Source organism: Longimicrobium sp., assembly GCA_036389795.1.
Classification (GTDB): Bacteria; Gemmatimonadota; Gemmatimonadetes; order Longimicrobiales; family Longimicrobiaceae; genus Longimicrobium.
This window is the reverse complement of record DASVWD010000149.1, coordinates 1-20,874: the sequence shown is the minus strand read 5'-3', so window position 1 is coordinate 20,874 and position 20,874 is coordinate 1. Positions and strand designations below refer to the sequence as shown.

The 20,874-nt window shown below is 72.6% G+C and carries 17 protein-coding genes; 10 read left to right on the top strand and 7 right to left on the bottom strand.

Translation table 11 applies throughout. The features are described 5' to 3' along the window. Nucleotides 1–55: 55 nt before the first annotated feature. Nucleotides 56–283, bottom strand: a complete 228-nt coding sequence (locus VF746_20400; GenBank protein HEX8694799.1) for a pinensin family lanthipeptide — start codon at nt 281–283, stop codon at nt 56–58. A 210-nt stretch (nt 284–493) separates the two neighbouring features. Here VF746_20400 and kduI point away from each other — a divergent pair, with 210 nt between their 5' ends. Beyond that, nucleotides 494–1,330, top strand: coding sequence for a 5-dehydro-4-deoxy-D-glucuronate isomerase (kduI, locus tag VF746_20395; GenBank protein HEX8694798.1), 837 nt, complete (start codon nt 494–496; stop codon nt 1,328–1,330). A 37-nt stretch (nt 1,331–1,367) separates the two neighbouring features. Then, nucleotides 1,368–2,591 carry a DUF4861 domain-containing protein gene (locus VF746_20390; protein HEX8694797.1) on the top strand — a complete coding sequence of 408 codons (1,224 nt, stop codon included), beginning with the start codon at nt 1,368–1,370 and terminating at the stop codon, nt 2,589–2,591. Nucleotides 2,592–2,866: 275 nt separating this feature from the next. Here VF746_20390 and VF746_20385 read toward each other — a convergent pair whose 3' ends face one another. After that, nucleotides 2,867–6,082 (bottom strand): VIT domain-containing protein, encoded by a 3,216-nt coding sequence (locus VF746_20385; protein ID HEX8694796.1) that lies wholly within the window; start codon nt 6,080–6,082, stop codon nt 2,867–2,869. 310 nt (nt 6,083–6,392) lie between these two features. Here VF746_20385 and VF746_20380 point away from each other — a divergent pair, with 310 nt between their 5' ends. Both VF746_20380 and VF746_20375 read left to right on the top strand, forming a co-directional pair. Next, complete coding sequence (locus tag VF746_20380) at nt 6,393–6,782, top strand: enhanced serine sensitivity protein SseB C-terminal domain-containing protein (protein HEX8694795.1); 390 nt, start codon at nt 6,393–6,395, stop codon at nt 6,780–6,782. 393 nt (nt 6,783–7,175) lie between these two features. After that, nucleotides 7,176–7,703, top strand: coding sequence for a hypothetical protein (locus VF746_20375; protein HEX8694794.1), 528 nt, complete (start codon nt 7,176–7,178; stop codon nt 7,701–7,703). A 74-nt stretch (nt 7,704–7,777) separates the two neighbouring features. Here the strand turns inward: VF746_20375 and VF746_20370 are convergent, their stop codons facing one another. Next, nucleotides 7,778–9,472: an ATP-binding protein gene (locus tag VF746_20370; GenBank protein HEX8694793.1), complete on the bottom strand. Its 1,695-nt coding sequence runs from the start codon at nt 9,470–9,472 to the stop codon at nt 7,778–7,780. A 58-nt stretch (nt 9,473–9,530) separates the two neighbouring features. Then, complete coding sequence (locus VF746_20365; GenBank protein HEX8694792.1) at nt 9,531–9,896, bottom strand: hypothetical protein; 366 nt, start codon at nt 9,894–9,896, stop codon at nt 9,531–9,533. Nucleotides 9,897–10,439: 543 nt separating this feature from the next. Between VF746_20365 and VF746_20360 the strand changes: the two genes are divergently transcribed. The 4 genes from VF746_20360 (at nt 10,440) to VF746_20345 (ending at nt 15,775) form a co-directional block, all read left to right on the top strand. Continuing rightward, entirely contained in the window at nt 10,440–12,452 is a 2,013-nt protein-coding gene (locus VF746_20360; GenBank protein ID HEX8694791.1) for an alpha/beta hydrolase, read from the top strand. Nucleotides 12,453–12,462: 10 nt separating this feature from the next. Continuing rightward, the gene (locus tag VF746_20355; GenBank protein ID HEX8694790.1) at nt 12,463–13,608 is read left to right on the top strand and encodes a PQQ-binding-like beta-propeller repeat protein; all 1,146 of its coding nucleotides are present in this window, start codon (nt 12,463–12,465) and stop codon (nt 13,606–13,608) included. A 224-nt stretch (nt 13,609–13,832) separates the two neighbouring features. Beyond that, nucleotides 13,833–15,125 carry an ATP-binding protein gene (locus tag VF746_20350; protein HEX8694789.1) on the top strand — a complete coding sequence of 431 codons (1,293 nt, stop codon included), beginning with the start codon at nt 13,833–13,835 and terminating at the stop codon, nt 15,123–15,125. Next, nucleotides 15,125–15,775: an RloB family protein gene (locus VF746_20345; protein ID HEX8694788.1), complete on the top strand. Its 651-nt coding sequence runs from the start codon at nt 15,125–15,127 to the stop codon at nt 15,773–15,775. Before VF746_20350 ends, VF746_20345 begins: the two co-directional genes overlap by 1 nt. A 100-nt stretch (nt 15,776–15,875) precedes the next feature. Here the strand turns inward: VF746_20345 and VF746_20340 are convergent, their stop codons facing one another. Then, complete coding sequence (locus VF746_20340) at nt 15,876–16,886, bottom strand: hypothetical protein (protein HEX8694787.1); 1,011 nt, start codon at nt 16,884–16,886, stop codon at nt 15,876–15,878. Between the two features lie 34 nt (nt 16,887–16,920). Then, entirely contained in the window at nt 16,921–17,280 is a 360-nt protein-coding gene (locus VF746_20335; protein HEX8694786.1) for a helix-turn-helix transcriptional regulator, read from the bottom strand. Between the two features lie 337 nt (nt 17,281–17,617). Here VF746_20335 and VF746_20330 point away from each other — a divergent pair, with 337 nt between their 5' ends. Both VF746_20330 and VF746_20325 read left to right on the top strand, forming a co-directional pair. Beyond that, nucleotides 17,618–18,160: a hypothetical protein gene (locus VF746_20330; GenBank protein HEX8694785.1), complete on the top strand. Its 543-nt coding sequence runs from the start codon at nt 17,618–17,620 to the stop codon at nt 18,158–18,160. Between the two features lie 141 nt (nt 18,161–18,301). After that, nucleotides 18,302–19,183, top strand: coding sequence for a surface-adhesin E family protein (locus VF746_20325; GenBank protein HEX8694784.1), 882 nt, complete (start codon nt 18,302–18,304; stop codon nt 19,181–19,183). Nucleotides 19,184–19,428: 245 nt separating this feature from the next. Here VF746_20325 and VF746_20320 read toward each other — a convergent pair. Continuing rightward, nucleotides 19,429–20,874 (bottom strand): serine hydrolase (locus tag VF746_20320; protein ID HEX8694783.1); only part of this gene is annotated, 1,446 nt, incomplete at its 5' end.

The window sequence follows — 20,874 nt, the reverse complement described above, 5'->3', positions numbered from 1 at the left end:
CAGGAGCGGATACGTAGCTAGGGGTCCTCTAACGGGGATTACCCTGTGGTCCGATCTAGATCTCGCAGTCGATGCATTCCGACACCGCGTAGTTGCAGCTGTGGCAGGTCTCATTCCCGCTGATACCACCGCAGCCGGCCCAGCACGTGGTCCCGTAGGTCTGGCAAGCGCTGTCCTTCGAGTGGGTCGAGTGGGCATGCACGGTACCGCGACTCTCCGTGGTCGCGTCCGTCACGAACGACTCGACGCGAAGCGACTCCACGTTCAGCTGGAGCTTCTTCATGCTGGCCTCCGGTTCAGCGGGGTTTCTGCACGTCGGATGGAATCGCCGATAGAGCACCGGCGACCCGGCGCGCGGGGGAAGACGGAGCGACCACTCTCTCAAAATACGTCTGGTTATGGGCGCCCGCAACAGTTTTGCATCCCGCTATCGGCCAGACGCCTTTGCGCGGCAGCGAGACGGAGCGCGCGTTGAAGAACCCGAATCCCTGAGATGACCGACCGCATGCACTACCTCCCCTCGCCCGACGCGGCGCGCCGCATGGACACCGCGGAGCTGCGCGACCGCTTCCTGGTGGAAGGCCTCTTCCAGCCGGGGCGGATCACGCTGCGCTTCGTGGACCTCGACCGCGTGGTGCTGGGCGGCGCCGTCCCCACCGGCGGGCCGCTGCGCCTGGACGCGCCCGAGGCCATGGCGGCGGACTACTTCACCGAGCGCCGCGAGCTGGGGGTGCTGAACGTCGGCGGCCCGGGCGCGGTCACCGTCGACGGCGAGCGCTACGGGATGGCTACGCGCGACGGGCTGTACGTCGGCCGCGGGAGCCGCGAGGTCGCGTTCGAGAGCGACGACGCGGCAGACCCCGCGCGCTTCTACCTGGTGAGCTACCCGGCGCACGCGTCGCACCCCACCACGCACCTGGCGCACGCGGACGCGCAGGCCACGGAGCTGGGCTCGGTCGCGCAGGCCAACCGCCGCGTCCTGCGCAAGTACTTCCACCCCGACGGAGTGCGCACCGCGCAGCTGGTGATGGGCGTCACCGAGCTGATGGAGGGCAGCGTGTGGAACACCATGCCCGCGCACACCCACGCGCGCCGCACCGAGGTCTACCTCTACTTCGCCGTCCCCCAGGACGCCGTCGTCGTCCACCTGCTGGGCGAGCCCGGCGAGACGCGGCACCTCGTCGTCCGCGACGGGCAGGTGGCGCTCTCGCCCGGGTGGTCGATCCACTCCGGGTGCGGCACCGCCAGCTACTCCTTCTGCTGGGCGATGGGCGGCGAGAACCAGGCCTTCGCCGACATGCAGGGCGTCGCGATGGGCGACCTCCGCTGACGCCCCGACTTCACGAGATCCCGATCCCACGACGCTCATGATCCGCTTCCGCCGCCTGCTCGCCGCCTCCTTCTGCGCGCTCGCCGCCGCTTCGACCGGCCTCGCCGCCCAGCGCGCCGCGCCGGCCCCGGCTGGCATCGCGGTGCGCGCGGAGAACCCGATCGCCGCCGACCGGCCGGACGAGACGCTCTCCCTCGCCTGGGCCGAGCTGCTCCGGGCGCTCCCCGCGCTGCGTCCCGACCGCGTGCGCGTGGTGGACGCCGGCAGCGGGGCCGAGGTGGTCTCGCAGCCGCTCGACGCCGACGGCGACGGCACGACCGACGAGCTGCTCTTCCAGGCCGGCTTCCGCCCGCGCGAGGTGCGCGAGTTCGTGGTCCAGGCGCAGGCGCCCGCCGCGCCGCCCGTGGCCCGCGTGCACGCCCGCCACGACGCCCACCGCGACGACGTGGCGTGGGAGAGCGACCGCATCGCCTTCCGCATCTACGGGCAGGGGCTCTGGCAGGCCAGCGAGTTCGAGCCGCTGGTGAGCAGCGGGATCGACATCTGGCCCAAGCGCGTGCGCGACCTGATCGTGGAGAAGTGGTACGCCAAGGGGCACGACGCCTACCACCAGGACACCGGCGAGGGGGCGGACTTCTACACGGTGGGGCCGACCCTCGGCGCCGGCGGGAGCGCCGTCTGGCGGAACGGGACGATGTACCGTGCCCGCAACTTCAAGAGCCACCGCATCCTGGCCACGGGGCCGATTCGCGCCGTCTTCGAGCTGCGGTACGAGCCGTGGGACGCGGGCGGGGTGCAGGTCTCCGAGGTGAAGCGGATCTCCATCGACGCCGGGCAGAACCTCTTCCGGCAGGAGATCACCTACCGCGCCGAGGGCGCGGCCGAGGTCCCGTACGTGGTGGGGACGGTCAAGCGCGAGGGGCTGGTGGGCGCCTCCCGCCGCGCGGGGCCGTGGGCGTGGGTGAGCACCTGGGGCCCGGTGGAGCGCAAGAACGGCGGCCACGGCCAGCTCGGCACCGCGGTGCTGATGGAGCGCTCGCGCATGCTGGAGTCCCGCGAGACCGACGACCACTACGTCGCCGTCGCGTCGGCGCGGCCCGGGACCCCCGCCGTGCAGTACGTGGGCGCCGGGTGGACGGCCAGCGGCGACTTCCGCACGGTGGAAGACTGGTGGCGCTACCTGGACGCCTTCGCCGAGCGCCTGGCGAACCCGGTCCGGGTGACGGTGGGGCAGGGTGGGACACGCTCCGCTGCGCGGTAGAGCGCACGCGCAAGAGGCAGAGCAGCAGAGAGATGTCATCCCGAGGGGCGCGGTAGCGACCCGAAGGATCTACTTCGCCTGCACGCGAGGGTTGCCGCTCGCGACTACCCACGTGCCAGGGTGAGTAGATTCTTCGGTCGCCGCCCGGGCTCCATCGCATTCAGAAGGTTCGGCGCAGCGGCTCCCTCAGAATGACATTCGAACGGAAGAAGGCGCCGGGACGATCCGGCGCCTTCTTCTTGTCTGTCTTCCACCGAAGTCCTCGAAAGATCCGGTCACCGCGCGGGGACCTCGATGCTGGCCAGGCGGCGCACGTCGGACTCGTCTCCTTCCACCAAGCGGAAGGGGAGGATCTGCACGGTGGGCCGGTCCGCGCCGCGGTCGGAGCGGATGACGACCAGCACGCCGCGGCTGACGCCCATGGCGCCGGCGCTGAAGTAGTTGACGCCCACGTGGTAGGTGCCGGGGACCAGCCTGGCCGCGCGCACCACCTCGGGGCCGAAGCCCTGCGTGATGTCCTCGTAGAGATCCAGGCCCAGCTTCGTCTCCTGGTGGGCGTAGTAGCACTCCTCGCCGGCGGGATCGACCACGTGCAGGTCCACGTCGTTGCCGTCGGCGTCCCAGGCCAGGGTCACGCGCAGGGCGTCGCGGCGCTCCAGGTCGACGCCGTACTCGGCCGCCTCGCCGCGGATCTGCGCGCGCTTCGCGGGCTCCTTCGCCATCCACGCGCGCAGCACGTACCCCAGCTCCTCGCGCACCACGCGCTGCGCGTCGCCGTACCAGTCGGGGAAGGTGCGGGTGGTGGCCTCCTCCAGCACGCGGGCGGCCTCCTCCTCGCGGCCGTCCTGCCAGAGCATCAGCGCCAGGTGCCGGTAGCCGTTGACGCGGTCCGGCCGCTCGGCCAGCGCGCGGCGCAGCGGCGTCTCGGCCAGCCGGGCGGCGTTCACCCGCAGCAGGAGCAGCCCGGCGCGCTGCAGCAGCTCGGGCTTGCCGCCGGCCACCTCCACCAGCGAGCCCAGCGCGCGCTCGGCCTCCTCGCGCAGGCCCAGGTTCACCCCGGCCTCGCCCAGCGCCTCGTACACGTGCGGGTTCTCGGGGTCGTACGGCTGCCAGTCCAGCGCCAGCTCGCGCAGCGCCGCCCACTCCTTCCGCGCCCACAGCGCGTCGGCCAGCTGGTTGCGCACCTCGCGGTCGCGCGGCTCGGCTTTCAGCTCCGCGCGCAGGCTGTCCACCCGCCCGCGGCTGACGGCCGCCGGCCGGATCCACTCCGGCGCCACGGGCCGCGCCCGCTCCGCGGGCGGCGGCGGGGCCATGGGCGGCGGCGGCGGAGGCGGGGGTGCGGACGGAGGAGGCGCGGGGGGAGGCACCGGCGCCACCTGCGCACGCTCCGGCACCGGCCGGGGTTGAGGAGGTGGTGGCGGGGGCGGAGGCGGCGGCGGAGCGGCGAGGAGCGGCGCCTCGGATGCTGCCACCTGGTCTGCGTCCTCCGCCCTCGCGTTCGCCGCGGCCCCGGTGACGACCACCCCCTCGAGCTGCAGCGCGCGGCCGGTGTCCGCCGCTTCCGGGCGGGCTCCGCCGGCGGGCGCGTCGTCCGGCTCCCCGGCGTCTCCCCGCGCCACGCGCAGCGCGGCCGTGTCGCGGTCCACGCGGACGATCCCCTCGGGCCCCACGCCCAGGATCTCCGCCAGCGCGCGGCGGTCCAGCCCGAAGCGCGCGTAGTCCTCCTCCGTCTCCAGCACCAGCAGGGTGGTGCGCGGCGAGAGCACGCGGTGCTCCACCGAGACGCGCACCTCCTCCTCCGCCAGCACCGCGCGGGTGGAGTCGTCGGTGGTGCGGGAGGCGCGCTCGGCCAGGTCCTGGAGGTACGCGCGGTACGCCTCGCGCTCCAGCAGCGGCGCGAAGCTCCCCGCCGGCAGCGACTCCGCCAGGCCGGCGGCCTGCGTCCCGCCCCGGCCGGCCAGGCGCGGCGCGGGGCGCGCGCCGGGCTTCAGGCGCGCCAGCACCAGCACCTCGTCGCCCGGCTGCACGTCGTCGGCGCCCGCGGCGTACGCCCACGCGGCGCCGGGGTCGCTCGCGGCGAAGGCGGCGCCGGGCGGCAGCGCCAGGCGGCGGGCGGCGCCCTGGGCGCGCACGTCCAGCGAGTCGGTGAAGGGGATGGAGACGACGCGCCCGCGCCCCGCGGTGAGCAGGCGCAGCGTGGCGGCGTCCTGCCGCGCGCCCAGCACCAGCGCGTGCACCGCGGCGGCCGCGGGGATCGAGTCGGCCGCGGCGCGCAGCCGGGCGGGGTCCACCGTCCCCAGCGTGGCGACGCCGTCGGTCTGCACCACGATCGCCGTGCCGGGGCGGGCCCGCGCGGCGGCGGCCGCGTCGCGCAGCACGGCGCCCAGGTCGGTGCCGCCCAGGTAGCGCCGGGCGCGCAGCATCGCGCCCACCCGCCGCGCCACGTTGGCGGCCGTCCCCGCGGCCAGCGGGCTGACGCGGTGGTCGAACGCCCGCACCTCCACCGCGTCGCCCGCCGGGAGCGCCGCCAGCAGCCGCTCCACCGCGCGCACCCGGTGCTCGGCGCCGTCCGCGCCAGACGCGGAGGTGTCCAGGTAGAAGAGCCAGCGGCGCGGACCCGGCGCCTGGACCGCGCGCGGGACGGCGGGCTGGAACGCGGCCACGTAGAACTCGCCCGCCGACAGCACCCGCGACGCCGCCGCGGGGCCGTCCGCGCGCCACGCCACCTGCAGGTCGTGCTGGGGGACGAAGCTCTCGTCCGAGCGCTCGATGACGCGCACCGGGCCCTCGTCGCGCACCCGCCCCGGGCCGGCGGCCTGCACGAAGGTCTCCCGCCGGCCCGTCTCGCCCGGCAGCGCGCGGAAGCTGCCGTGGAAGGTGAACACGCCCACCCGGGGCAGCCCCCGCAGGGGGAGCGTCCAGCTCCGCTCGCCCCCCACCTGGCGCAGGAGCAAGCTGTACGCCAGCACCAGGCGCACCGTCCCCTCCGGCTCGATCGGGAACACGCGCGCCGAGAAGCGGTTGCCGGCCTCCTGGTCCAGCATGGCCGGGTCGCGCATCTCGTGCAGGATCTCGTCGTAGACGCGGTGCGCGCGCAGCCGCTCCACCACCTCGCCCTCCACCAGTCGCCCGTCCACCTCCTTGGCGAAGCGGCTCACCGTGGCGCCCTCGGGGAGCACGGCGCTGAAGCGGCCCTCCATCCGCCGCGGCCGCGGGTTGCGGAAGCGCAGCTCCACCTCGGTGAGCGCCAGCATCCCGTGCACCGCCGTGCGCACGTCCAGCCGCTCCAGCACCAGGTCCTGCCCGTCGGGGTCCGAGAGCGCGAACGGCGCCGGGGCGGGCACGGTGTCCCGCGCGGCCGGCGCCGGGCGGACGGACGCCGGGCGGACGGACGCCCCGGGGTCGGCGGACGGCCCCCGCGCGAGGCCCGCGGCGGGGAGCGCGGCGAGGCAGGCCAGGGCCGGCAGGACGCGGGTGAGTCGGATCGTCACGAGAAGCCGGGTGCGAGGGGAAGCGGTTGCGGCGGGGAAGAGGACGGCGGGTCGGCGCAACATACGTTTTGGGCCGAAGCCCGTCCAGCCGCCGGTGAGGAGAACGCCCCGCGGCGCGCGACTCTGACCGACGACCGGCCGGGGGTTCTCTGCCGACTCGCTGACTCTGCCTGAGGCCTGAGGTTTTTCGGGCGGGCGTTTCCTGGCGTTCCGCCGCGGAACGGGTCCCCACCCCCCGGGCAGGGCCGGCTTTGTGCAGTCGCTCCCGCCTCTCACCCGCGCCAGGCGTCTTCAACCGGATGTGTGCCGAATGTCCTCCGATCCCTCCCGTCCCGGGGAGCCGTACACCCGGGTACAGGTGCCGAGGAGTCAGATCCAGCTTCTCGGCGAGCCGGCCGGCGACGGAGTCCCGGTCCTGAAGGCCGAGCTCGCGAGGATCCTGGCCGCGGAAGGGAACACTTCGCGCGCCTACCTGTCGAGGGTCCAGTATCCGGGCGAAGACCGGAAGCGCCTCGCGCTCATCCTCGACTCCCGGGCTCCAGGGCAGGAGACCGCTCGGGCGATCGCCCGGGAGTGCCAGCCGCTCGTGGCGGTCGACATCCTGTTCCTGGAGTCGCTCCCCCGCTCGGAGGCGGAGCGGCTGCAGCAGACGGCCGCGCCCTTCTATCCGCCCGACGGAGCGAGAACAAGCTCTTCCTGATCATCGTCGAGGTCGGCCATGGCACGAGCGCCGGGCTGCCGCCGGAGTTCGCGGGCGCCGTCGGGTCCGTCTTGCGTTTCGACCCCCGCTCTTACTGATCGGGAGATGCCGTTCCCCTATTCGAACGAAGCTCGTCGCTTCCACGGTTTCTCCCCCACGGCATGATCTTCCGCCGTCCGGAAATCCCGCACACCCGCGACCGGCGACCCACCCCTGAAGTTTCCACCGTCTGCTGACAGGGCCCGGCCGCGGCCATTTCGCATATTCGCATGCGAAAGGAGCCGACGATGCTGAGCCAGACCTCCGAACACGCGATCCGGGCAGTCCTCTTCCTCGCCCAGCAGCCGCACGGCGAGCGGGTCCCGGCCGACCGCGTCGCCGCGGCGCTCGGGGTTGCGCGCGACGCTGCCCTCCTACCTCAGGACGGAGACGCCGGCCGCCACGGCGGAAGGCCTCGGCGACGCGGCGCTCGCGGTGAAGCACCGCTTCCGCCAGGCTGCGGGGTGGCGGCCGGGGATCTCGCTCACGCTGGGCTCCACGCTCCCGACCGGGGCGGACGCCGTGGGCGCGGGGGCGGCGCAGCCGGAAGCGATCCTGGCCGCGGAGTGGCGTCTGCCGCGCCGGCTAGCGCTGGTGGGGCTCGCCGCGCACCGCGAGGCGGTGCTCTCCGGCGACCGCTTCGGGCAGAACACCATCGGCGCGGCCGCCCGCGCGGAGCTGACGCAGGCCCTCGGCGCGCAGGTCGAGTACTCTCGCGTCTCGTCCACGCGGGCCGGCGCCGCGGACGTGGGACAGCTCCGCGCCACCGCCGCCGTGCGCGTGACGCGGGACCTGCAGCTCGACGGCTGGGCGGGGCGCGTCACGCAAGCGGGGGCGCCGGCCGAGACGCAGCTCGGCTTCGGGCTCACCCGCCGCTGGTGAGATCCGTAACCGAAAGCCTCACACGGAGGAAACGGAGTTGACGGAGAACTACAGGGGTTCCTCCGTTTCCTCCGTCAACTCCGTGTGAGGCCTTGGGGCGGGTCCGCGCGGGACCCCGGCGCTTCCGCGACGGGCACTCCCACGGAGAGCGCGGAGCCGGCTTCCACGTCGCCCTTGTCCGGTGTGGCGCCGTCGCCCTCGCCGCGGTCGTCGGCCGCGCCGGGAGACGGACGGCGGTCGGGCCCGGCGGCGGCCTTCGGCAGGCGCAGCGTGAAGCACGAGCCCCGGCCGGCGGTGCTCTCGGCCGTCAGGTCGCCCCCCATGGCCCGCGCCAGCTCGCGGCTGATCGCCAGCCCCAGCCCCACGCCCTGGTGCTCCTGGGCCGTCTTCTCGCGGTCCACCTGCACGAACGGCTCGAAGATCCCCGGGAGCTTCTCGGGCGGGATGCCGCGCCCCGTGTCGCGCACCCGGACGAGCACGCCGTCGCCGTCCTCCTCGCACGAGAGCGTCACCCTGCCGCCGGGCTCGGTGAACTTGATGGCGTTGGTCACCAGGTTCAGCACCACCTGCTGCATCTTCTCCGGGTCCGCCTGCACCACGAGCGGCCGGGGGGAGGGGAGGCAGTCGTACTGCAGCCCGCGCGAGGCCAGCTGCGGGAGGAAGCTCGACTCCATCTCGCGCAGGACCGGCTCCAGCGGCACCGGCTCGGGGTGCACCTCCACCCGCCCGGCCTCGATGCGGGCGAAGCTCAGGATGTCGTTGATCATGGCCAGCAGCCGGCGGCCGCTGTGGCGGATGCGCTGCAGGTCCGCCACCTGCGCCTCGCTCACGGGCCCGCGCACCCCCATCTCCAGCAGGTCCACGTAGCCGGCGATGGCGTTCAGCGGCGTGCGCAGGTCGTGCGACATGGCGGCCAGGAAGCGGGCCTTGGCCACGTTGGCCGCCTCGGCCGCCTCGGTGCGCTCCTCCAGCTCGCTGGTGACCAGGTGGAGCTGCTCGTTCTGCGCCTCCAGCTCGCCCGACTGCTCCTGCAGCTGCTCGTTCTGCAGCTCCAGCTCCACCTGCTGCTCCTCCAGCTGCGCGTATGCGCCCTCCAGCGCGGCCGCGAAGCGCGCCTGCGAGGCCCCGTAGCGCTCCAGCACCCCGTTCAGCAGCAGCGACACCAGCGTGGCCAGCGCCGTCCCCAGGGCCAGGGTGGCCAGCAGCCCGTTCTCGTAGCGCGCCGCCCGCAGGTCCAGGCGCTCCAGCTCGTCGCGCTCGTGATTCCCGATGGCCTGGGCCATGGCGCGCGCCTGGTCCATGCGCTCCCTGCCGCGGCCGGTGCCCACGATGCGCAGCGCGGCGGGAACGCCGTCGGCGCGGGCCACCGCCAGCGTCTCCTCCAGCTCGTCGAACTTGCCGCCCAGGAGGAACGCCAGGCTGTCCACCCGCGCCCGCTGCGCCGGAACGTCGTCTTCGGTCAGCTCGCGCAGCGTCGTGAGCGACGCCTGCACGCTGTCGCGCGCGCGGCTGTACGGCTCGAGGTACTCGGCGCGGCGGGTGAGCAGGTAGCCGCGCTGCCCCGTCTCGGCGTCGACGGTCAGGCCGATCGCCTTGTGCAGCTCCTCGATCACGCCGCGGCTGTTGTTCACCGCCGCGCGGGTGTCGCGCTCGCGCGCCGCGCCGTGGTACGCCAGCGCGCCGAAGACGAGCACGATGAGCGTGCCGCCGAAGGTGGCGGCCACGCGCTGTCCGGGCGAGAGGCGCAGGGGAGCGGGGGTGGAATGCATGGCTTCGTCCTCCGCCGGGGGGAGGCGGGCGGGGAGAGGCCGCCGCGGCGCGCGGCCCTCACCGCCCTTCCTGGTACTCCATCACTCGCGTCTGGGCGATCGAGCGCGGCACGGTCACGGCGAGGGTGTTGCCGGGGCGGACGAGCCCCACGTCGATGGTCTCGTCGCGCTGGTCGCCGCTCTCCACGAAGACCACGGCGCCCGCGTTGCCGAGCATGACCCGGCGGCACTCGGTGAGCCCCGGCGTGACGGCGCGGAACGTCACCGCGGAGGCGTCGCGCTGGCGGAACTGCACCGAGATCAGCGCGTACCCCTCATTCGTCACGCAGACCCGCGCCTGGCGCCGCGGCGCGTCCGCCGGGGCGGGGCTCCCGGCGCAGGCGGCCAGCCCGAGGGCCGCGGCGGCGGTGAACAGCTTCTTCATGGCCCCTCCCGGGCGCCTGGTGAGCAGAAGCTGTGTCGTGATGATGCGTGCCGGCACGCAGGCGCTCGACCGCGTGCCGGTCCGCGCGCCGCGGGCGATTCCCCGTCTCGCGGTTCCCGCACGCGCGGCGGATTCACCAGCAAAAGCAAGGTAGGGGCGGGAGGTGGCCGGGACAACGTTGCCGTCCTGTGCCTGACGGGCACCGGCCCGACCGCATACCGCCCGCCGGAGAGGTGACGGTCGACGGTTCCGAAAGGGGCACTTCCCTTTGCCGCCGGTAAACACTTGACGTCTTCCGGAAGGCTCGTTAGTGTAGAACCGGAAGGTGTTCTGCAGCACCCACTTCCAGCGGGTTCCCGGCCGGCAGAGCGCGACGGCCGCCCGCCCCCTGCCTGCGGCCGCGGGCAGGACGCACACCCGGGGTATACCGTTCATTCCCTCGCGTGCGATCCGGCGCGTTCCCACCCCTCTCCGGCGCGGACCCGGCGGGCTCCTCCGCCCCGCTCCCGGAAGAGCGCAACCCCATCGTTTCGGGAGGAAGCAATGCCCACACGCAGTAGCCACCGGCGCACGGCGCTGGCGGCGGGTGCGGCGGCCCTGCTCGCCGCCGCCTGCACGGACCGGAACCCGGTGGTCGACACCCCGCTCGCGCCCACCGGCCCCCACACCATGATGGCTTACCAGGAGCCCGCGATGGACCCCGCGGACACCTACGTGAGCATGAGCAGCGAAGTGGAGAGCTCCACCACCATCACCCTGGCCGAGCCGGTGTACGACGCGTCCACCGGCCAGTCCACCACCACGCTCACCCTCACCGGCCCCGCCGAGTCGCGCAGCATCGAGGCGGGGTACGACACCTACGACCAGGTGCTGGTGAACACCTACCGCCAGCCCGACGGCCTGGACCCCGAGGCCGCGGTGGCCAACCAGGTGCGCGCCATCAAGACGGTGGCCGCGGACTACAACCAGTACGACGCCAACGGGAGCTACATCCCCGCCGACAAGCCCGACGGCTCGGTGACCACCTCGCCGCTCGCCGTGCTGGGGTCGCTGCAGGGCGTCTCCATCACGCAGGGGGTCATCATCGAGGACGCCAGCAGCGACCCGGGCACCCCGCGGCCCCAGGGGCTCGGCGGCCTGGGCGGCGACGTGGACTACCCCGACCCCAGCACCCTGCGCATCACCTCCACGCTCTTCGGCGGCGGGGTGGTGATCCAGGGCGCCGGCGCGGCGCAGCCCGACCGGGGGACGCTCACGCGCGTCTACAAGCGCCGCGGCCAGCACTGGGTGCTGCAGGAGGTGGTCACCGAGGCCACGGCCTCCACGGGCGAGGCCACCTTCGCCACCCGCCAGACCATGCGGATCAGCAACGTCAAGTTCCGCATCAACAAGCAGAAGGAGGCCCGGCGGCTGCAGGCCACGCGCGAGCGCCCCGACCCGCAGTTCGGGCGGGAGGCCGCGCCGTCGACCGTGCCGGACCGCCTGCAGATGTGCGCCTACTCGTACAACACGTACGCCCTCTGCCGCGACCCGGGCGACACCGAGCCGATCGACCCGGGGACGGGGGGAGGGACCACCACGCCTCCGCCGGGCGCCAACATCGTCTTCCAGCACGGCTTCCTGAGCAACGCCGGCGCCTGGAGCCGCATGGACCCGTGGATCAGCGAGCGGTTCTACCTGAACACCAAGCTCGTTCCCAGCCTCAACGGCAACGACCGGGCGTTCAACCAGGCCACCGACCTCATCGGCCGCATCGACGCCACCGGGCAGAAGAACTTCATCCTGGTGGGGAGCAGCATGGGCGGGCTGGTGGCGCGCAGCGTCGCCCAGCGGCGCGGCGACCTGGCGCGCGGGGTGATCACCCTCAGCACGCCGCACCAGGGCGCGCTGCTGGCCCGCAACGGGCGCCAGGCGCTCTCCGGCTACCTGAACGGCCAGCTCAACCGCCTGTACTTCGGCTGCCAGTCGCCGTACCAGGACGTGGGGTGCTACATCGCGTACATCATCGGCAACTACGCGGTCGACCAGGCGCTGCAGTGGGCCATCGACGCCGCGCTGCCGGGGCAGATCGACCTGCAGCCGAACAACTCGTTCGTGCAGCAGCTCAACTCCACCCCCGAGGCCTTCACGCGGGTGGGGATCGAGAGCTACGCCAACAAGCGCTTCGTGCTGGCGCGCCTGGCGGGCGACCGCATCTGCAACCCCGAGTCGGCGTGCGGCGGCCGGGCGTTCGCCTCGTACGCCCAGTGGGGGTACAGCGGGTTCGTGAGCTGCTCGGTGATCGCCAGCCTGCTGGGGTACTGGAACACGGCGTACTGGTGCGCCTACATCTACCGCCGCATGGACGACGTGGACCGCGGCTGGGACCAGATCACGGCGCCGGGGATGACGTCGGACGGGATCGTGCAGGGCCCGTCGCAGGTGTACCCGAACGCCAACCAGCAGTACCCGATCAACGGCGGCGACTCGCACCTGGGCGGCACGCGCAGCGACAAGATGCGCGACCGGCTGGTCAGCGCGCTGTCGAACAACTTCGCCGTTCCCCGAAAGTTCTGAGGCTCGAGGGATGACGCAGAGGTCCCACCGGCCGGGGCGGCTCGCCGCCCCGGCCCTGGCGCTGGCGGCGGCGCTGCTGCTCACGGCCGCCGGCTGCTCGGAGGTGACCGGCGGGGAGGGCCGCGGCGAGGCGCGCGTGCTCTGGCGCGTGCCGCTGGAGGAGCCCGCCTTCGGCTTCGGGGTGCCGGCCACCGACGGCGAGCGCCTGTACGCGCCGTACCGCGGCGTGTCGGCGTTCAGCGCGCGCGACGGGCGCCTGCTCTGGCGCAGGCCCCTGGCGCAGTACGCCCCGCGCAACCTGGTGCTCCAGGGCGGCCGGGTGTATGCGGCCGAGTCGGTGGTCTTCGCCTTCGACGCGGCCACGGGGCGCGAGCTGTGGCGCTTCTCCCCCGACTCGTCGGCCGACTACGCGCAGTCGGCCGCGGACGAGCGCGCGCTGTACGTGGGCACGCGCGACCACCGGGTCACGGCGCTCGGCGCCGCCGACGGCCTCCCGCTCTGGAGCACGGACGTCGGCCCGGGGTGGGAGCACGCCGGGCTGGTGGCCGGGGTGGCCGTCTCGGGCGACACGGTGTACGCGGCGGCCGAGCGGCACCACTCGGCCAACGGCTTCTTCTCGTCGGGCTGGCTGGTGGCGCTGGACCGCGCCACCGGGCGCGTGCTGTGGACGTACCGCAGCGGCGACGGCACGGACGGGCGCACCTTCAGCTCGGCGCCCACGGTGGCGGGGCGGCTCCTGCTGGCCAGCGACCGCAAGGCGAACGCGGTGGTGGCGGTGGACCGCTTCACCGGGCGCGAGGCGTGGCGGGCCACGGGGCTCCCCGGCTTCGTCGGCTTCACCATGGCGCCCGAGGTGGTGGACGGGGTGGTGTACGCCTCGTCGGGCGACCGCCGGGTGTACGCCTTCCGCCTGGACGACGGGAGCGCGCTCTGGAGGACGGAGACGCCGGCGGCCAACGACTACTTCGCCGTGTGCGGCGGGCGGGTGCTGGCCAACTACCAGGGGGTGGCGGTGATCGACCGCCGCACGGGCCACCGCCTGCAGCAGCTGCTGGACGCCGACGAGGACTTCGTGTCGTCGCCGTTCGCGGTGGCGGGGAGCCGCGCCTGGGTGCTGGGGAACCGGGCGATGTACGCGCTGGCGTGCGGCGGCTGAGCGCGCGCCCTTTCCCGCCATCCCCAGCCGTGGGCACGGCCGAACCACGGGAGCCCCGCCGCGAGCACTCGCGGCGGGGCTTCTGCCGTTGTATGAGGGGTCCTCTCTATGCGCAGGGTTATGCGTATCTATGTACTTTTCGATGCTGAACGCGCAGATTGTGTGCGCGAAGATCCATAAAACCGCAATCCTGGTGCATTCTGCTGATCCGCAGGAGGGAAGCCGTGCTGATTCGCTTCCGAGTCGAAAACCACCGGTCGATCCGCGACGAGCAGGAGTTTTCGCTCGTAGCGTCACCGCTATCCGGGCACGCGGAGTCGCTCGTCCGCGTCGACCGCTACGACCTGGACCTGCTGCGCGTGGCGGCGGTCTACGGTGCGAACGCGTCGGGGAAGTCGACGCTGTTCGATGCTCTGTCGTTCATGCGCTCTGCGGTTACAAGATCGCAACGTTCTTGGAGGCCGGATGGCGGGATTGCGCGGGTCCCATTCGCTCTCGATTCCAAGATGAGTTACGAGCCGTCGCTTTTTGCGATAGATCTCGTACTCGATGGTGTTCGATACGAATACGGTTTTATAGTCAACTCTTCGCGCGTTCTTGAGGAATGGCTTCACGCCTATCCCAAGGGACGGAAGCAGGAGTGGTTCATCCGTGATGCTGCTCGGAAAGAGGAGTTTTCCTTCAGCCGATTGCTTGCCGGTGAGAACCGCTCGATCAGCACTCTTACACGACCGAACAGTCTCTTCCTGTCAGCAGCGGTGCAGAACAACCACGAAGCTTTGGCTCCGATCTACAACTGGTTCTCTCGAAGCCTGTCGATCGTCGATAATCGTACGCGAAGCCTCATCGAAGCCCGCGTTGCGGAGCGATGCATGGACGATTCGTATCGAGCTGCTGTTCTATCTATGCTCAAATCGGCGGACCTAGGGATTACCAATCTTGAGGTTGAGGAAGAGGTCGACCTGGCTGATGTAGTTGAGGTCGTCCTAGATATGTTTCGTGGTCATGGAGACGATAGTTTGTCAGTTGATGAAGTGCCCAATGCCATTCGCCGGTCTCCACGCGTTCAACTGAAGCACGAGTCAGGCACATCCGACGGATTCGCTCTACCGTTCGATCACGAATCTCAGGGCACGCGGACACTGTTCTCTCTGGCTGGGCTAATGGTGGACGTTCTCGCTACGGGCGGGACTTTGGTAGTGGATGAGTTGGACCGCAGCCTGCATCCACACCTGGCGATAGAGATCGTGAACATCTTCAACGACCCCACTACGAACCGCAACAACGCACAACTGGTCTTCAACACCCACGACACGAACCTGCTCGACACCAGCATCCTGCGCAGGGACCAGATCTGGTTCACGGAGAAGGGCGACGATGGCGCCACCCGGCTGTTTCCACTCACAGACTTCCGGGCGCGAAAGTACGAGAACCTGGAGAGGGGCTACCTCCAGGGGCGCTACGGAGCGGTTCCGTCGGTGCGCTCGCCGGACCTCCGCAAGATTGTGGGTGGTTGATGGCCCGACGCGGCCCACGCCGGGAGGAAACCCGTGATCTCAGGCGCCACCCCGCTTCTCGCGATCCCCTCCCGCTGATCCTGGTGGTCTGCGAAGGAACGGTGACGGAGCCGGAGTACATCAACGAGTTCCGGCTCGCTCACGGGACCACCACGGTCCGCGTCCACGTGGTCGCTCCGGGTGGCGACCCGATGGCGCTGGTACAGCACGCGATCGACATCAGCGAGGCTGCGGCTCGCGAGGCACGGCGTGCACGCGACGAGAACCTCGCTTACGACGAAGTCTGGTGTGTCATCGACGTCGACGTGCACGCTCGCCTGGTGGAAGCGCGGACTCTGGCGGGGAGGAACCGGGTCAATCTCGCGGTGTCGAATCCCTGCTTCGAGCTGTGGCTGCTCCTGCACTTCGCCGAGCACACGGCACACCTGAACGCGGGTGACGCTCGCCGGCGCCTGCGGAAGCACCTGCCTAACTACGACAAGCACGTGCGGTTCGAAGACGTGGCGGCGGGGTACGCGGACGCGGTCAAGAGGGCGGAGGCTCTCGACCGCCGCCATGCAGGAGCGGACTCGGAGGGCGCGAACCCCTCGACCGGCGTGTACCGGCTCACGGAGCGCATCCGGCAATTCGGGAAATCCGAGCGCCTGTAGCGTTCCGGCTCGCGGAAAGCCACAGGTTCACGTTCCACGATGACGAAGCCCCGCCGCGAGCTCTCGCGGCGGGGCTTCTCGTCTGCGGTCCTGACGGTCTTCAGAACACGCCCTCGCGCACCTGGTCCTTGCGCAGGCCCTGGCGCAACTCGACCACGTTGGCCGGGGCGACCGGCTCGTTCTCGGGGAGGGGGACGTCGCCCTTCTCCCTGCCCAGCCCCAGGATGCTCTTCAGCCCCCTGAGCACCGGCGAGCCGTCCACCGCCGTCTGCCGCTCGGCGTAGTACTCGAACCAGGGGAGCCCGGCGCGCGTGTACTCGGCCGCCGTGGGAGGCACCGTCGGCGGGCTCTCGCCCGTGACCTGGCGCCAGACCAGCGAGTTGGCGATGTGCACGAAGCAGCGGCTGGTGCGGCCCTGGTCCCAGTCCGCGAGCTGCCGCCGGTCCGTGTAGATCTCCTGCCGCATCCGCCCCCCGGGCGCCAGCCCCATCTCCATCGCCGCCGGGGCGGCGGGCATCGCGGCGGCCGAGAACCTCGCCGCCGGGGGCCTGCGGCTGCGCTCCTCGAGCAGCCGCTCGTACGCCTCGCGCGTCATCGGGTAGGCCGAGACCTGCAGGCCGCCGTGCTCGGCCTTCCCCGTGACCTGCTCCTCGGCGCTGTAGCCGGAGCCGAGCGGCATGGCCACGAACTGGCGGACGTACCCCTTCTCCACGCAGTAGCCGTCGAGCCACGGCTGCTCGGGGACGGGCAAGTAGTCCTGCGGCCCGCGGTTGAGCCCGTCGCGCCACTCCTCGCCGGTGACCGCGTTGATCTTGCCCGTGGCCACCTTCACCGCGAACGGGTAGCCGTGCGGCGAGCGGAAGTTCAGCCACATCGCCTCGGCCTGGTACATCGGCAGCATCACCCCGCCGTGCCGCAGCCACGCCTCGGGGACGCGCCCGGCGAAGTCGTCCACGTGCCGCAGCGGGAAGCGGCCGAGCCCCGGCGGCAGCGGATAGCTCTGGGCGTCGTCGGGGATGCGGAGCGTGCGCTGGAACTCGACGCGGAGCACCGCGTGCTCGTGCACGTCGGGGAAGCGGAACACCAGCGCGTCCTGCTGCAGCTCGATCATCACGGCCTCCCGAATGTGGGTTGCGGCTTCACCGTCACCAGCTCCCGTCGCGGACCTCGCGCACCAGCCGGAGCACGGCGTGGTCGGGGAGGTCGCGCAGCTCCCGGATGAGCTGCCCGAAGAGGAGCGGGCGCCTCCGGATGGCCTCCAGCAGGTCGCTGGAGACCTTGCCCGCCAGCGCCAGGAGCAGGTCGGGCTCCACGTCCAGCTCGCGCGCCAGCCGCACCAGCGTCTCCTCCGACGGCGGCGACACCTCGTCGCGCTCGACCTTGCTGAGGTACGAGGGCTGCACCCCGACGCGCGCGGCCACCTGGCGCACCGAGTACCGCCGATCGCCCTGCCGCAGCACCTCGCGCCGCTCACGCAGGAATTCTCCCAGGCCTGCCATCCGCATGCTCCCATCGACTGGCTGGTGTGTAGTGTATACTAACCAGTACACACATGCAAGGGGTTTGATGCCGATTCGCGGGATCGGGAAGATGTCATTCCGAGGGAGCGCCCGACGTAAGTTTCTTCGGCACGACAGGTTGGGCGCGACCGAGGAATCTACTCCGCGTGTCTGGTGGTCCGAGAAGGGCGCTGGACCCGACCGCTCGCGGGGGTCGAGCAGGTGCGATGACACGGACGATCTTCAAGCGGTGTGATCGGTGGATCTGCTTGTCCCCGTCCCGGGCAGCGCTTACGATTTTCCCGCGACCTCCGTCTCCCTGCTCCTTCCTTCCCGGACGAAGATGAAGCGCCGCGTCCTCCTCCGGCTCCCGTTCGCCGTGGCCGTGCTCGCCGCGCCCGCGCTGCACGCGCAGGACGCGCCCCGCCTGGCGGAGGGGACGCGGGTGCGCGTCACGGCCCCGGCGCTGGCGATCGACCGGCAGGCCGGGCGCGTCGCCAGCCTCTCGGTGGACACGCTGTTCCTGGCGCGCGGCCCGGAGCGGACGCTCACGGCGGTCCCCCGCGGCGCGATCACGCGGCTGGAGGTGTCGCGGGGGCGGGGGGAGCGCGGGAAGAGCGCCCTGCGGATGGCCGGGATCGGGTTCCTGGCAGGGGCGGCGGCCGGCGCCCTCTTCGGCCTGTCGTGCACCGACCCCGAGTGCAACGAGGGCCTGCCGGCGATCGGCGCCGCCGTGGGCGCCGGCTTCGGCGCCATCGCGGGCGGGGTGATCGGCGCCGCGCGGGGGCGCGAGGCGTGGGAGCCGGTCCCGCTCGGGGCCGCCGCGGCGGCGCCTCCTGGCGGCCGCGGACGCGGGCTCGCGCTCGGGCTCACCCTCCGGCCCTGAACGAGGCGGCGTGGCACGGCCGGCACGCCGGAGCGAGGAGAAAACATCTGGCGCATCTCCGGCGCGCGGCGTAGCTTTCACCCGCGGGCCATTTCCTGCGCCCCGGCTCCCGCCGCCCCGCTCCACCTCTCCCGTACTCCGATGGCGATCCCAGGCATCTCCCGCATCTGCGCGGCCGTGTCATGCACGGCCTGTCTCGCCGCGGCCCCGGCGGCCGCGCAGAACCACATCACCTTCGCGAACATCCCGTACGGCACGCCGGCCGACAGCGTGCGCACGCTGCTGGAGGCGCGCGGCTTCCGCCACGTGCGCACCTACGAGACGGGCGAGCTGCGCTTCCGCTCGGCCGGCGACGTGGTGGCGGTGGCGATGATCGGCTCGGGGCGGCTGGTGGGGACGGCGGTGTGGGAGCCGGCCGCCGACCCCGAGGCGCGGCTGCGCGCCGTGGTCGACTCGCTCCGGCAGGCGCTCGGTCCGCCGGTGGACAGCATGGACGGCTTCCGCGCGTGGGCGCGGGGCCGCTCGGCGGTGCTGGTGGGGATCCGGCCGGAGCAGCCCGGCGGCGAGCCGCGGCTGGCGCGTGTGTACCACGGGCCGGGGATCTACGACGAAGCCGCCCGGCGCGGCGCCGCCTCCGGCGAGTCGAATCTGCCTGCGCCGGGACCGGAGTGGACCGTGCTCGGCTTCAACCCCCGGGGCGCGCGCCTGGCCATCGACACCACTTCGATCTCGCGGAGCGGCGCCGGCGTCTACCGCGCCCGCGTGCGCATCGACGAGCCGGAGCCGGTGCCGGACCCCTCGGGGCGCTACGACGCGCTCGTCTACGGCGCCGACTACGACTGCGCGAAGGAACGGACGCAGCTCCGCAGCCGGACGGCGATCCTGCGTGGACGCACGGTGCGCACCGACAAGGGCGCGACGGTGTGGGTCACCCCGCGCCCCGGCAGCCACGAGGCGCTGGCGCTCGACCTGGTGTGCGAGTACGCGGCGCGCCGGCCCGCGCCGCCGGCGGGAGGCGGGTGAACCGCCTCGCTTCCGGGTAACGACAAAAGGCCCCGCCGCGAATCTCCCGCGGCGGGGCCGTGTCTTTGCATTCCTGGCAACACCGCAACGCCAACCAAAATGTCATCCTGAGACTGAGGGAGCGTCCTCACGAGACTCGCCTCCGCTCCAGCGGTCGCCGCCAGACACTGGTGCCGGAGCAGGTTCGGCGCAGCGGCTCTCCCAGGATGACATCCTCGTCGCACGATCGACCTCGGAATCCGGGATCAGCGAGCGTCGGAGGCCGCCGGCTCGGCCGCGCGGGCGAAGGGGCGGCCGTCCACCGTGGCGGCGGCGACGGTGCCGCGCGCGTCGAGCGAGAAGGTGACCGTGCTCTCGCCCAGCCCCGCGTCGCTCCAGCGGATCGCGAAGGTGTCGTAGGCGCGGTGCTCCAGCGTGCCGGCGAGCCGCGGCCCCAGCGCGGCCACGAGCCTGCCGCCCTCGAGCCGCACCCGCAGGTCGCCGTAGAGCGAGTCGGCGTAGGTGCCGGCGTAGCGGGCCAGCGGCAGGGTGGGGCGGGTGCCCGTCACCCGCACCGACTCGCGCTGCCGGCCGGCCGCGGCGTAGAGGCGGCGCAGCTCCGCGCTCCAGTCACGCTCCGGCGCGCCCAGGTACAGGTCGAAGACGCGGTACATCAGCGCGTGGCGCACCTCGGCGTGGTCCAGGTTGGCCAGGACCACCACGCCCACGCCCTCCTCGGGGAGCATCCCCACGATGGCGCTCATCCCGTCGATGCTCCCGGTGTGCATCGCCACCAGGCGCCCCCGGTAGTCCTGGAGGAACCACCCCAGCCCGTACGCCGCCAGGTGCGTCCCGGCCGCGCGCGCCGCCGGGTAGAAGCGCTCCAGCGGCACCACGAACTGCGGGGTGGTCCAGGCGGCGTGCTGCCGCGCCGAGACCAGCCGCCGTCCGTTCAGCCGCGCGCTGTCGAGCTGGAAGCGGAGCCAGCGCGCCATGTCGTGCGCGGACGACATCATCGACCCCGCCGGGCCCACGTTGTCGATGTCGCGGTACGGGATGGCGGCCACGGTGTCGCCGCGCAGGTCGTGCGGCGTGGCCAGGTTGGGCCGAGCGCGCGCGGCGGCCAGCGTGGGGAACGTCTCCGCCATCGCCAGCGGCGCGTAGATCCGGCGCGCCACGAACGCGTCCCAGGTGCTCCCCGACGCGGCGCCCACCACCTCGCCGGCGACGACGAACATGTTGTTGTTGTACGCGTACTCCGAGCGCAGGCCGGCCGCGCGCGGCAGCCAGCGCATCCGCCGCACGATCTCGGCGCGCGGGTAGCCCAGCAGCCAGAGCTGGTCGTCGGCCGCCACGCCGGTGCGGTGGGTGACCAGGTCGCGCACGGTGATCTCGCGGGTGACGTACGGGTCGGCCAGCGAGAACGCCGGCAGGTGCCTGGTCACCGGGTCGTCCCACGCCACCCGCCCCGAGTCCGCCAGCATCGACAGCGCCGCCACGGTGAACGCCTTCGTGGTGGACCCCACGGCGAAGAGCGTGTGCTCGTCCACCGGCTCGTCGCGCCCCTTCGTGCGCGTGCCGTAGCCCTTCTCGAAGACCACCGAGTCGCCCTTCACCACCGCGATCGCCAGCCCCGGCACCCGCCACTCGCGCACCGCCCGCGCGACGTACGCGTCCAGCGCGCCGAGGTCCGGCCGCTGGGCGGCGGCCGG